14 protein-coding genes and 1 pseudogene are annotated in these 12,349 nt (G+C 55.9%); 14 read left to right on the top strand and 1 reads right to left on the bottom strand.

Annotated features, from left to right (window positions below):
* From ACTF5F_RS05870 to ACTF5F_RS05885, 4 genes and pseudogenes are all read left to right on the top strand, one after another.
* Positions 1-201 (top strand): annotated as a pseudogene (locus ACTF5F_RS05870) (carbohydrate ABC transporter permease); the annotation flags it as partial.
* 9 nt (positions 202-210) lie between these two features.
* Positions 211-1,212 (top strand): ABC transporter ATP-binding protein, encoded by a 1,002-nt coding sequence (locus ACTF5F_RS05875; protein WP_438955948.1) that lies wholly within the window; start codon positions 211-213, stop codon positions 1,210-1,212.
* The gene (locus ACTF5F_RS05880; protein WP_438955949.1) at positions 1,212-1,985 is read left to right on the top strand and encodes an L-iditol 2-dehydrogenase; all 774 of its coding nucleotides are present in this window, start codon (positions 1,212-1,214) and stop codon (positions 1,983-1,985) included. The genes ACTF5F_RS05875 and ACTF5F_RS05880 overlap by 1 nt, the downstream gene beginning before the upstream one ends.
* On the top strand, positions 1,985-3,484 hold the full coding sequence (locus ACTF5F_RS05885; protein ID WP_438955950.1) for a mannitol dehydrogenase family protein: 1,500 nt from the start codon (positions 1,985-1,987) through the stop codon (positions 3,482-3,484). Before ACTF5F_RS05880 ends, ACTF5F_RS05885 begins: the two co-directional genes overlap by 1 nt.
* 17 nt (positions 3,485-3,501) lie before the next feature.
* Here ACTF5F_RS05885 and ACTF5F_RS05890 read toward each other — a convergent pair whose 3' ends face one another.
* Positions 3,502-4,398 carry a LysR family transcriptional regulator gene (locus ACTF5F_RS05890; protein WP_438955951.1) on the bottom strand — a complete coding sequence of 299 codons (897 nt, stop codon included), beginning with the start codon at positions 4,396-4,398 and terminating at the stop codon, positions 3,502-3,504.
* 174 nt (positions 4,399-4,572) lie between these two features.
* On the opposite strand from ACTF5F_RS05890, the gene ACTF5F_RS05895 reads away from it, so the two are divergent.
* The 10 genes from ACTF5F_RS05895 (at position 4,573) to ACTF5F_RS05940 (ending at position 12,329) form a co-directional block, all read left to right on the top strand.
* Positions 4,573-5,298, top strand: a complete 726-nt coding sequence (locus ACTF5F_RS05895) for a DUF4386 domain-containing protein (protein ID WP_438955952.1) — start codon at positions 4,573-4,575, stop codon at positions 5,296-5,298.
* Positions 5,295-6,002, top strand: a complete 708-nt coding sequence (locus ACTF5F_RS05900) for an NAD(P)H-binding protein (protein WP_438955953.1) — start codon at positions 5,295-5,297, stop codon at positions 6,000-6,002. The genes ACTF5F_RS05895 and ACTF5F_RS05900 overlap by 4 nt, the downstream gene beginning before the upstream one ends.
* Before the next feature lie 156 nt (positions 6,003-6,158).
* On the top strand, positions 6,159-7,373 hold the full coding sequence (locus tag ACTF5F_RS05905; protein WP_438955954.1) for a threonine ammonia-lyase: 1,215 nt from the start codon (positions 6,159-6,161) through the stop codon (positions 7,371-7,373).
* A 131-nt stretch (positions 7,374-7,504) separates the two neighbouring features.
* The gene (rplO, locus tag ACTF5F_RS05910) at positions 7,505-7,978 is read left to right on the top strand and encodes a 50S ribosomal protein L15 (protein ID WP_438955955.1); all 474 of its coding nucleotides are present in this window, start codon (positions 7,505-7,507) and stop codon (positions 7,976-7,978) included.
* Positions 7,979-8,079: 101 nt separating this feature from the next.
* Complete coding sequence (secY, locus tag ACTF5F_RS05915; protein ID WP_438955956.1) at positions 8,080-9,441, top strand: preprotein translocase subunit SecY; 1,362 nt, start codon at positions 8,080-8,082, stop codon at positions 9,439-9,441.
* The gene (locus tag ACTF5F_RS05920) at positions 9,438-10,022 is read left to right on the top strand and encodes an adenylate kinase (RefSeq protein ID WP_438955957.1); all 585 of its coding nucleotides are present in this window, start codon (positions 9,438-9,440) and stop codon (positions 10,020-10,022) included. The genes secY and ACTF5F_RS05920 overlap by 4 nt, the downstream gene beginning before the upstream one ends.
* A gap of 47 nt (positions 10,023-10,069) precedes the next feature.
* On the top strand, positions 10,070-10,216 hold the full coding sequence (locus ACTF5F_RS05925; protein ID WP_438955958.1) for a hypothetical protein: 147 nt from the start codon (positions 10,070-10,072) through the stop codon (positions 10,214-10,216).
* Positions 10,217-10,429: 213 nt separating this feature from the next.
* Positions 10,430-10,798 carry a 30S ribosomal protein S13 gene (rpsM, locus tag ACTF5F_RS05930; protein ID WP_438955959.1) on the top strand — a complete coding sequence of 123 codons (369 nt, stop codon included), beginning with the start codon at positions 10,430-10,432 and terminating at the stop codon, positions 10,796-10,798.
* Positions 10,799-10,810: 12 nt separating this feature from the next.
* A complete protein-coding gene (gene rpsK / locus ACTF5F_RS05935) occupies positions 10,811-11,203 on the top strand; it encodes a 30S ribosomal protein S11 (RefSeq protein WP_438955960.1) in 393 nt (130 codons plus the stop codon).
* 109 nt (positions 11,204-11,312) lie between these two features.
* Positions 11,313-12,329 (top strand): DNA-directed RNA polymerase subunit alpha, encoded by a 1,017-nt coding sequence (locus ACTF5F_RS05940; RefSeq protein WP_438955961.1) that lies wholly within the window; start codon positions 11,313-11,315, stop codon positions 12,327-12,329.
* The last annotated feature ends 20 nt before the right edge of the window (positions 12,330-12,349 follow it).

The following is a 12,349-nucleotide window of genomic DNA, read 5'->3' on the forward strand; positions in this document are numbered from 1 at the left end:
GAAGCCTATTGGACGGTGCGGCTCACTACGACTGACGCGGCAACGCTCTCCAAACTCATCGAAGGCAACCGAGCGCCGGAGGGCCTGTTCTTTGGCCGCCTCTCAGCAGTGTCCGCTGCTGCCGTTGGCCCGATCATCGTGCTCGGCTGGTTCTGTCAAAAACAATTGGTCCAAGGTCTCACCTTTGGCGCTGTGAAATAGGAAGACGTAATGGGGCGTATTGTTCTTGAAAATGTGACCAAGTCGTTCGGGGATGTCGAAGTCATCCCGCCGCTCGACCTGACGATTGAAGATGGGGAGTTCACCGTGTTCGTTGGCCCGTCTGGGTGCGGTAAATCCACACTGCTGCGCTTGATCGCGGGACTGGAAGAAACGACCGGCGGACGTGTTATCATCGACGGGGAAGACGCAACACAGGTGTCGCCATCCAAGCGCGGTCTGGCGATGGTGTTCCAAACCTATGCGCTTTACCCGCACATGACAGTTCGCAAGAACATCGCCTTTCCCTTGCGCATGTCAAAGTTGCCACAGGCGGAGATCGACAGGCTGGTCAATCAAGCGGCCAGTATTTTGAACCTGAACGATTACCTCGACAAAAAGCCGGGGCAATTGTCGGGTGGCCAGCGTCAGCGTGTCGCCATTGGCCGCGCCATCGTCCGCGAGCCCACGGCGTTCTTGTTTGATGAACCGCTCTCCAACCTCGATGCGGCATTACGTGTTGGGATGCGACTGGAAATCTCTGAGCTGCATGAGCGGCTAAAGACAACGATGATTTACGTGACGCATGACCAAGTCGAAGCCATGACAATGGCCAATAAGATTGTCGTGCTGCGGGCGGGGAATATCGAGCAGGTCGGCTCCCCCTTGGAGCTGTATCACGAGCCACAAAACAAGTTCGTGGCGGGCTTCATTGGGTCGCCGACAATGAACATGATCGAAGGTGCGGAAGCTGCAAAGCACAACGCCCACACAATTGGTGTGCGGCCAGAACATATCGAAGTGTCGCCGACCACTGGCACTTGGTCGGGCACCGTGGGTGTTGCTGAACATCTCGGCTCAGATACGTTCTTTCATGTCCACAACACGGGCCTCGCCGACATCATCACGGTCCGCGCTCCCGGCGATGTGAGCTTCAGGCATGGCGACACGGTTCACATGACACCCCGCAGCGATGTCATCCACAAGTTCGACCAAGGTGGCTTGCGGATCTGATGGGACGTTTAGAGGGGAAATCAGCGTTGATTACGGGTGCCGCGCGCGGCATCGGCGCCGCAATTGCGGAGCGTTACGTGGCCGAAGGGGCGTGTGTGGCCGTAGCTGATATCAACCTTCCTCAAGCGCAAGAAACGGCTGCCCGTTTGGGGAGCGATGCCATCGCGATCGAGATGGACGTGGCCAATCAAGCCAGCATTGAGGCGGCGGTTGACGCCTGTGCCACGGCCTTTGGCCAGATTGATATTCTCATTAACAACGCGGCCATCTTCAGCGCCGCGCCCATCGTTGAGATCGAATGTTCTGACTTCGACCGCGTTTTCAACATCAACGTCGCTGGCACGCTCTTCACGCTGCAAGCGGTCGCCAAACAGATGATCACGCAAGGCAATGGTGGCAAAATCATCAACATGGCCTCCCAGGCTGGTCGGCGCGGTGAGCCGCTTGTCGCGGTTTACTGCGCCTCCAAGGCAGCCATTATCAGTCTCACGCAATCTGCTGGGCTGAACCTGATCGAACATGGCATCAACGTGAATGCCATCGCACCGGGTGTGGTCGACGGCGATCACTGGGACGGGGTTGATGCGTTTTTCGCCAAATACGAAAACAAAGCCCCTGGTCAGAAGAAAAAAGAAGTGGGGGAAAGCGTCCCCTTTGGTCGCATGGGGGTGGCCGAAGATCTCACCGGCATGGCGGTCTTCCTCGCCTCGGATGAGGCCGAATACATCGTCGCGCAATGCTACAACGTTGATGGCGGACAATGGATGAGCTGATGAAAGATGCTGATACAAATACAGCGCTCATCAAGCTCTGCGATGCAACCCTTGATGTGCTACCACAGGGCGTGACAGGACCAAGCTATGATCGGTCCAAGCTCACGGCTGGCATCGTGCATGTCGGTCTTGGTAATTTCCATCGTGCCCATCAAGCGTGGTACCTGCACCGATTGATGGAGCAGGGCCTTGCCCATGATTGGGCCATCATTGGCGCGGGTGTGCGGGCGGGGGACCGCGCCATGCGGGACAGGCTTCTGGCGCAAGATTGCCTGACGACGCTTGTTGAGCTCGATCCGTCGGGCACATCGGCAGAAGTGATCGGGTCGATGATTGATTTTCTGCCTGTTGAAGAGGATAACGCCGCGCTCATCGCCGCAATGTCAGACCCAGCCATCCGGATCGTGTCATTGACGGTGACTGAAGGGGGCTATTTCCTCGACCCCAATGGCGCCTTCGATCAAAACCACCCCGATATTCAACACGATGCTAAACACCCCAAAGCGCCGCGAACCGTCTTTGCTGCGATGGTGGCTGCGTTGAAACAGCGCCGTGACGCTGGCCACAAACCATTCACAGGCCAATGTTGCGATAACCTGCAAAACAACGGCGATGTTCTGCGCCAAACAGTCATCGGGATGGCATCACTCACGGAACCCGATCTGGCCGCTTGGATTGACGCGGAATGCGCGTTCCCAAACGCAATGGTCGATTGCATTGTGCCTGCAACCGGTGAAGAAGAATTGGCATTGGTCAAGAGCCTTGGCATTTCAGACGCTGCACCCGTTACCCATGAAAATTTTCGCCAATGGGTGATCGAAGACGCTTTCTGCAACGGCCGTCCGCTTTGGGAAGAGGTGGGCGCCACGCTCACGGATGATGTCCACCCTTACGAGTCCATGAAAATCCGCATCCTCAATGCAGGCCATCAGGTGCTGGCGAATGCGGGCGAACTGCTAGGCTTGGCAACTATCGCGGACTGCATGGCAGACGACGATGTCTTGGCGTATTTCAGGCAGGTGCAAAGGGACGAAATCCTTCCGCATATCGATCCGGTGCCGACGATGGGGTCGGCCGACTACCTCAAGCTGATCGAATACCGCTTTGCCAATCCCAAAATCAAAGACACGACGCGCCGTGTGGCGTTTGACGGATCATCGCGGCACCCTGGGTTTGTGCTGCCCATTTTGCAAGACGCCCTGCAAAGCGGTACCTCGACAGAGGGATTGGCGCTGGTGGAGGCGCTCTGGTGCCAGATGTGCACGGGGCAGCGTGACGATGGCACGATCATTGATCCAAACGATCCAATCTGGGCTGATCTCAACAAGGCTGCCCTCATTGCCCAGACGGACCCATTGGTCTGGCTGCAGCAGAGAAACATTTATGCGGGGCTTAGTGATAGCGAGACTTTCGCGTCCCAATTTGTCACCGCGATGGAAGCCTTGGCCGCGTCCGGAACGCGCGCGACCTTGCGAGCTTTCGTAGCGCGGGGCAGCTGATCGGCGATGACGCAGATCTAGGCGATCGGTTGCTTCAACTCCGTCGCCAAAAAATCAAACACCAGCCGAAGCCGCGCGTTTGACAAGATATCACGGTGCGCCACCAGCCATATTGGAAACAGCATGTCGAACGCCATCGTCGATGCGCGCTCGATCCCCGGTTCATTGTCACCCAAGCGACTGTCAAGGATGCCGACGCCAAGCCCGTTTCGCACCATTTCCCACATCGCAAGGTAGCTGCTGCATTCATAGGCAACCGATTTTTCAGTGACTGGCAAACCGCTGGCCTTCAGCGCGGCCAAGAACGCGTTCGTCTCACCTGGCAAGATCAGGTTGGCATTGTCCCATTCCTCTGGGGTTTTGAGCACCCCGTGGCGGGCGATGTAATCCGTGCTGGCAAAGAAACTGGCGGTCGTTTCTTTGATCTTTTTGGCGACAAGCTCTGGCTCTTTCGGCCGAAAATTCCGGATCGCTATATCCGCTTCGCGCCGCATCAGGTCAGAGGCACTGTTTTCTGCCACAACGCGGATCAGAAGGCCGGGCTCTTGCTGCCGCAGCTTTTGCAGAATCTTGGGCAGCCAGAGCCCAGCGTAGGCATCCGAGGTGGAAATGGTCACGGGCCCCGAAATCTCATCACTTTGGCCCTGCGCCGCGATCGAAAGCGCCATCGCGCCTTGGCCCATGAACTTCGCATGCTCAACCAAACTCGCCCCCGCAGGGGTCAATTCGAGACCGCGACCAAACCGTTCAAAGAGCACGACACCCAGCTCTTTCTGGAGCGCTTCTACCTGTCGCGACAGCGTCGGCTGGGCCAATCCCAACGCCCGCGCAGCTGCAGACAGTGATCCTTCCTCCGCTGTGACAAGGAATGCTCGTGCGCGGTTCCAATCGAAAGAGATCGCAGTCCAATCCATACCAATTTGCATACCAGAATTAGAATATAGGTCAATTTTGTTGGGGATATGCGGTTGCTATACCATTCTCATCGTTGGAACGATCCGGCGCAAACCCAAAATCAAATGGGTACGAACCCCGGCGGACAGCTTTGCCCGCCAACGGTGATCTGCGCCCTCATGAAAGGACAAAAGATGCAGAGTTTTGCTGACCCGCTTTCCAGTTCTTATGCCCGCTGGACCGGTTTATTCTATTTGGGCATTGCCGTCGCAGGTGGTTTTTCAATCGCCTATGTCCCCTCACAAATCGTCGTCCAAGGGGATGCCGTAGCAACCGTGGCGAATATCGTGGGCCGCAACGGTCTTTATCAACTAGGGCTTGCCGCTGACGTGGTCGTCATGGTGTTTGAGCTTTTTGCTTTGGCGATGCTCCATTTCATGTTTCGCGGTGTCTCCATGACACTCTCCTTCGCAGCGGCAATGGCCCGCCTCAGTATGGTGAGTGTTATGTCCGCGATGCTGTTCTTCCACGCAGGGGCCAGCTTACTCGTGCAATCGGATCAAGTGATGCTCAGCTTCACATCCGATCAGCGTGCCGATCTTGCTGGCCTGTTTCTGGAAATGCACAGGGCAGGGGTGTGGATTTGGCAGCTATTCTTCACCGTCCACCTTTTGTTGTTGGGCTACCTCGTGACCAAGTCCGGTCGCTTCCCCGTTCTACTTGGTTACGGTCTGATGATCGGTGCGATGGGCTATGTGCTCGACTCCGTTTACGCCTTCGCCTTCCCTGATGTGGCTTGGCTTGGTGCATTCCGCGCAGGTCTGTTGGCCATCGTCACCCTGTCTGAAATCGGCTTTGCACTTTGGTTGCTGATCCGCGCACCAAAGGCACCATCCCTCGCAAAAGGAGCAGTGGCATGAGACGCATTTGTATCATCGGTATCTCCGGCAAGTTGGGCCAATACATGGCCCAACACGCCCTCGACCAATGTTTTGAGGTTTGTGGCGTCTGTCGCCCGGAAAGCGTTGGAAAACTGGATCACCTTGCAGACCGCATCACCATCTTTCCAGGTCGGACTGACAACCGCGACGTTGTGCAGGAAGCAGTAAAGGGCTGTGATGGCGTCTTGACCGTTCTGGTACCATGGGGCGTCAACAACTACGCCTCAGGCACAGCGCAAGCAGTCATGGATTTTGCAGAACCCGATGCGCGCCTCGTCTTTTCTTGTGGCTGGCACATCACCAAAGACGGCAAAGACGTCTACGGATTCAAACTCCTGTTTATTGAATGGCTGTTCAAATGGTTGGGGCCGTTGCTGCGTCTAGTTGATTTGAACGATCAGATAGAGGCGACCCGCCGGATTTTCGCCTCTGACCGTCTTTGGACAGTCGTGCGCGGATCCAATCTGGAAGAAGGGCCAAGCGATGGTTTGCCCGTCTGGGCAGAGCATGTCGGGGATCCGATCCTCGCCTCCGATTTGACGAAGCGCATCGACTACGCGCTCTTTATGGTCCACGCGCTGTCAGATGACCGTTTGATCCAGCAGGCCCCCGCAATCGTCGGTCGCGCAACCCCGTCAGCGCAGCTGGCGCTGGGTGGTGCAAACGATTTGCTAACGACCTAGGCCCCAAAAAGCCTACCGCGGAGTTTTAACGCGCGGGGGGCTTTGACTTGTGCAGAAGCTGTTCGTGGCTGTCCACCGGACAGCTTTTTTGACCAAGCCTCTGTTTTAGCGTCGAAACAGACTATAAGACGTCTCAAACAGAATGAGAGTTTGGTCATGACCCAACTAACCGCGCAACTGGTGCAATCGACCGCCGCAGCGATCAAGGACGCCACGATCGCGACGCCAACCGTCCACGCGGCACGGCTGTCATTGCAACTTGGCTTTGACCTCTACCTCAAACTCGAAAACCTGCAACACACCAACGCCTTCAAGGCGCGCGGGGCATTGGCGAAGCTTTTGACTCTAACGCCAGAACAACGCGCGTCGGGGGTCGTTGCGTGCAGCGCGGGCAACCATGCGCAAGGCGTGGCGTACCACGCGACACGGCTGGGTATCGCCTCCACCATCGTGATGCCGCAGGGCACGCCCTTTAATAAGGTGAAACGGACGGAGGATTTCGGCGCTAAAGTTGTCTTGCACGGCACTGGCTTTGATGAGGGCGTGCAATTCACCCATGATCTGGCTGCGAAAGAGGGGCTCACCTTTATCCATCCCTTTGACGATCCTGTTGTTGCCTCAGGGCAGGGCACGGTTGCGCTCGAGATGTTGGAGCAGCAACCGGATTTGGACGTGATTGTCATCCCCATTGGTGGCGGGGGGTTGATCGCCGGTATGGCGGTGGCTGCGAAATCAGTGAAGCCAACGGTTGAGATCATTGGTGCTCAGGCGGAGGTTTTTGATGCAGTCAAAGCGCAGTTTGATGGCGTGAACACGAACTTCGCAGGGGCAACGCTCGCCGAAGGGATCGCGGTCAAGGAACCGTCCACCACCAACATGGCCATCATCCGTGAATATGTGGATCGGATCGAAACCGCAACAGAGGCAGAGATTGAGGATGGCGTCTTCGAGCTTCTGTCGTCTGAAAAACTAGTGGCCGAGGGCGCCCCGGGGGCAGGGCTGGCCGTTATTAAGAAGAACACAGATCGGTTCAAAGGGAAGAAAGTCGGATTGGTCATTTGCGGTGGCAATATCGACAGCCGGCTGCTGTCCACATTGATCCTGCGCGGATTGGTGCGCGACGGGCGCATCACCCGCCTGACATTCGAGATCGACGACACGCCCGGTCAGCTGGCCGACATCTCCCTAATTATTGGTGAGTCTGGGGCCAACGTTGTCGAAGTAATACACCAACGAATGATGCAATCCGTGTCGCTCAAACAAGCAGAACTCGATGTGGTGATCGAGGCGCGCGATATCGGGCATGTGAAAGAGCTGGTCGACACCCTTCGGGCGGCGGGCTTCAGGCTTCGGACCGACAACGGTATCTAGCGGTGCCAACCGCCGCTTGACCCAACCACGACCCCCGTCTATATGCCGCTGATCGGCTCTTTTGCCGATTCATTTTAACGCCGTGTGCCTGATCTTCGCTGGGTCAGGTCTTCCGGCAAGGAGACAGCGAAATGAAACTAAATGAATTGCGCGATAACCCAGGCGCGGCCCGTTCCAAGAAACGAGTTGGCCGGGGTCCAGGTTCTGGTGTTGGTAAAACCGCAGGTCGCGGTATCAAAGGTCAAAAGTCACGCTCCGGTGTAGCCATCAAAGGTTACGAGGGCGGCCAGATGCCTCTCTACCAGCGCCTTCCAAAGCGCGGCTTTAACAAGCCAAACCGCAAATCCTTCGCCGTTGTGAACCTTGGTCTGATCCAGAAGTTCATCGACGAGAAGAAGATCGACGCCAAGTCAGACATCACCGAAGACGCCCTGATCGAAAGCGGTCTGGTGCGTCGCAAGAAGGACGGCATCCGCGTTCTTGCCAAGGGTGATTTCACGGCGAAAGTAAAGATCACAGTGACTGGCGCATCCAAAGGAGCAGTTGCAGCCGTTGAAAAAGCTGGCGGTTCACTGACAGTCACAACTGCTCCAGCGGCTGAGTAAGTCCTTGTGAGCGACCTTTCGGTCGCTTACATAAGCACAAGTTTTCCCAAACGCCGCTGATCGGGAAACCGAGGCGGCGTTTCTTTTGAGAAGAGAGACATATGGCTTCAGCAGCAGAGCAGATGGCGCAGAACATGAGCTGGGGGGCAATCGGCAAAGCGACCGAACTCCGTCAACGTATCCTCTTCACCATCGGTCTTTTGACCGTCTATCGCCTCGGCACATACATCCCTGTTCCAGGTATCGATACGCAGCAATTGCAAACGTTTATGGAGCAGGCCCAAGCGGGCATCGGCGGCATCCTTTCGATGTTCACAGGCGGGGCGCTGGCGCGGATGGGCATTTTTGCGCTGGGCATCATGCCATATATCTCTGCCTCGATCATTGTGCAGCTTTTGGGCTCCATGTGGGAACCACTGAAGCAGTTGAAGAAAGAGGGCGAGCAAGGCCGCCGTAAACTGACACAATACACACGCTACGGCACGGTTCTTCTGGCCACCGCACAGGCGTATGGCTTGGCTGTCAGCCTTGAAGCTGGCGGTTTGGCGGCTGATCCGGGTCTCTTCTTCCGTGTGGCCTGCATTATCACCATCGTCGGGGGCACTATGTTCCTGATGTGGTTGGGTGAGCAGATCACCGCACGCGGCATCGGCAACGGTATCTCCCTCATCATCTTCGTGGGCATCATCGCGGAAATCCCTGCGGCGATGGCACAGTTTTTATCCCAAGGTCGCTCCGGCGCCATCAGCCCCGCGGTCATCGTCGGTGTGCTTTTAATGGTCATCGTCGTGCTAACCTTCGTCGTCTTTATGGAACGTTCGCTTCGCAAGGTACACATCCAGTACCCGCGCCAACAGCGCGGTATGAAAGTCTACGATGGCTCTTCCAGCCACTTGCCGATCAAAGTGAACCCAGCGGGCGTTATCCCAGCGATCTTTGCATCCGCTTTGTTGCTTCTGCCGACGACAATCAGCACGTTCTCTGGCGGTTCAACCAGCCCGCTGATGGCGACGATCTTGGCCTACTTCGGCCCGGGGCAGCCGCTTTACCTGATCTTCTTCTCATCCATGATCATCTTCTTCACCTACTTCTATACAAAGGAAGTTGCGTTCAAAGTTGAGGATGTCGCTGAGAACCTGAAAAACCAGAACGGCTTCGTGCCGGGCATCCGTCCGGGCAAGCGCACCGCCGAATACCTCGACTACGTTGTCACACGTATCTTGGTGTTGGGCTCCGGCTATCTCGCGCTTGTGGCGCTGCTGCCCGAAATCCTGCGCGCACAGCTGTCGATCCCGTTTTATTTTGGTGGCACGTCCATCTTGATCATCGTCTCTGTGGGGATGGACACCATTCAACAAGTTCAATCACACCTGCTGGCACACCAGTATGAAGGCTTGATTGAGAAGTCGCAGTTGCGAGGCCGTCGTGGCGGCGCAAAGAAGAGGGGGCCTGCGCGTCGATGAATATAATTTTGCTTGGCCCGCCGGGTGCGGGTAAGGGAACCCAAGCTGGATTTCTTGTAGAAAACCGGGACATGATGCAGCTTTCCACAGGGGACATGCTGCGCGAAGCGCGAACCTCCGGCACTGAGATGGGCAAGAAGGTTGCGGCCGTCATGGACGCGGGCAACCTCGTGACCGATGAAATCGTCATTGGCCTGATCCGTGAAAAGCTTGAAGCAGGTGACGCAAAAGGTGGTTACATTTTTGATGGCTTCCCACGGACGCTGGCCCAAGCGGATGCACTGGGTGAATTGCTTGACGAGCTCGGCCAATCGCTCGACATGGTTATCGAACTGGAAGTCAATGACGATGTGTTGGTCGACCGCATCGTAGGTCGCGCCAAAGAGGCTGCGGCTGCCGGTCAGTCTGTTCGTGCGGACGACAATGAGGAAAGCCTCAAAATCCGCCTGATGGCTTATTACAAACAGACAAGTCCCCTGATTGGGTACTATTATGCTAAAGGACACTTGAAGTCTGTCGACGGACTGGCGAGTATCGAAGACGTAGCACAGTCAATCGCACAGGTTATGGATAGCATCTAACGGGCGCACGTTTAGGGGCAGCACTGTCAGTTGGTATCGGATGGATCGTGGCCGTTGGTGTGTTCATGTTCCCGCGCACATTCGACAGCGTTGCAATCCTGTGGCTTTGGTTCCTCGTTGTGGTCGCGTTTTTGCCGCGTGAGACATACAAGGTTTACAGGATGCTGACGTCCAAAATGGGCAAGGGCAAATAGCTCAAGACCTCATTAAAATTGGGCCTTGACGCACTTCCCGAACGCTCCTAGATAACGCCATCCCTAATGGGAATCAAAAAACGGCTAATGGGTCGCTCCCAAGCGCGGTTGACTACCTAGATATGACGCAGCCCGGCGCCACAAATGGTCCGGGCTTACGTTGTGAAAAAAGGGTCTGGCATTACGGACCCGCAACGAAAAGGAAAAGCACACGTGGCACGTATTGCCGGCGTAAACATCCCGACTTCAAAGCGGGTTCCAATCGCCCTGACATATATTGCTGGTATAGGTCCTTCGACCGCCAAGCAAATCTGCGAAGCAACCAAAATTGATGAGACACGTCGTATCAACGACCTGTCCGACGCTGAAGTTGTTTCTATCCGCGAATTCATCGACGCGAACATCACCGTAGAAGGTGACCTGCGCCGTGAAGTTCAGATGAACGTAAAGCGCCTGATGGACCTCGGCTGCTATCGTGGCCTGCGCCACCGCCGCAACCTGCCGGTTCGTGGCCAGCGTACATCTACAAACGCACGCACACGCAAAGGCCCTGCAAAGGCCATTGCTGGCAAGAAGAAATAAGGAGGCTCATCGATGGCACGTGATACCCGTCGCGGAGGCAAGCGTAAGGTCTCCAAAAACATCGCCGCTGGCGTGGCGCATGTGAACTCTTCATTCAACAATACAAAGATCCTGATCTCCGACGTGCAGGGCAACGCCATTTCTTGGTCGTCTGCTGGCACAATGGGCTTCAAGGGCTCTCGTAAGTCCACACCTTATGCGGCGCAGATGGCTGCTGAGGATGCGGGTAAGAAAGCACAAGAACACGGCGTCAAAACGCTTGAGGTTGAAGTGCAGGGTCCAGGTTCCGGCCGTGAAAGCGCACTGCGCGCTTTGGCTGCTGTTGGTTTCAACATCACATCCATCCGTGACGTAACACCAATAGCGCACAACGGATGCCGCCCACCAAAGCGCCGCCGCGTCTGATCTTACCCAATTTTTGGGGCTGCACGTTTCGCGCGGCCCCAATCTGTCATTTTGAAACCTCGGGAGTCGGCCTTTTGGTCATGAAAGGCAGACAGGAATGGAGGGCTACATGATCCACAAGAACTGGGCAGAGTTGATCAAACCAACTCAATTGGAAGTGAAACCGGGCAACGATCCCGCGCGTCAGGCAACTGTTATTGCCGAACCGCTTGAGCGTGGCTTTGGTCTGACACTTGGTAACGCGCTGCGCCGCGTTCTGATGTCCTCTCTTCAAGGTGCTGCGATCACCGCAGTGCAAATCGACAACGTGTTGCACGAGTTTTCAAGCGTGTCTGGTGTGCGTGAAGACGTCACTGACATCGTATTGAACCTCAAAGGCGTTGCGATCCGCATGGAAGTTGAAGGTCCAAAGCGTTTGAGCGTTCAGGCCAAAGGTCCGGGCGTTGTCACCGCTGGCGACATCTCGGAAACAGCAGGCATTGAAATCCTGAACAAGGACCACGTGATTTGCCACCTCGACGATGGCGCTGATCTGTACATTGAACTGACTGTGAACACTGGCAAAGGCTATGTGTCCGCAGACAAGAACAAGCCAGAAGATGCGCCAATCGGCATGATGGCGATCGATGCAATCTATTCACCGGTCAAGAAAGTCTCTTACGACGTTCAGCCGACTCGTGAAGGCCAGGTTCTGGACTATGACAAGCTGACCATGAAAGTCGAAACAGATGGGTCTATCACACCTGACGATGCCGTGGCTTACGCTGCGCGTATCCTTCAGGACCAGCTGTCTATCTTCGTGAACTTTGACGAGCCTGAATCTGCACAGCAAGGTCAGGAAGACGATGGTCTCGAGTTCAACCCACTTCTCCTCAAGAAAGTGGACGAGCTGGAGCTGTCTGTCCGTTCTGCAAACTGCCTGAAGAACGACAACATCGTCTACATCGGCGATCTGATCCAAAAGACAGAAGCAGAAATGCTGCGCACGCCGAACTTTGGCCGCAAGTCTTTGAACGAGATCAAAGAGGTGCTGTCGGGCATGGGTCTGCACCTCGGCATGGATGTCGAGGACTGGCCACCGGATAACATCGAAGATCTGGCGAAGAAGTTCGAAGATCAGTTCTAAGGAATTGGACGGGCTTTTGG

The sequence above is a fragment of the Cognatiyoonia sp. genome, from assembly GCF_965661665.1.
GTDB lineage: Bacteria > Pseudomonadota > Alphaproteobacteria > Rhodobacterales > Rhodobacteraceae > Cognatiyoonia.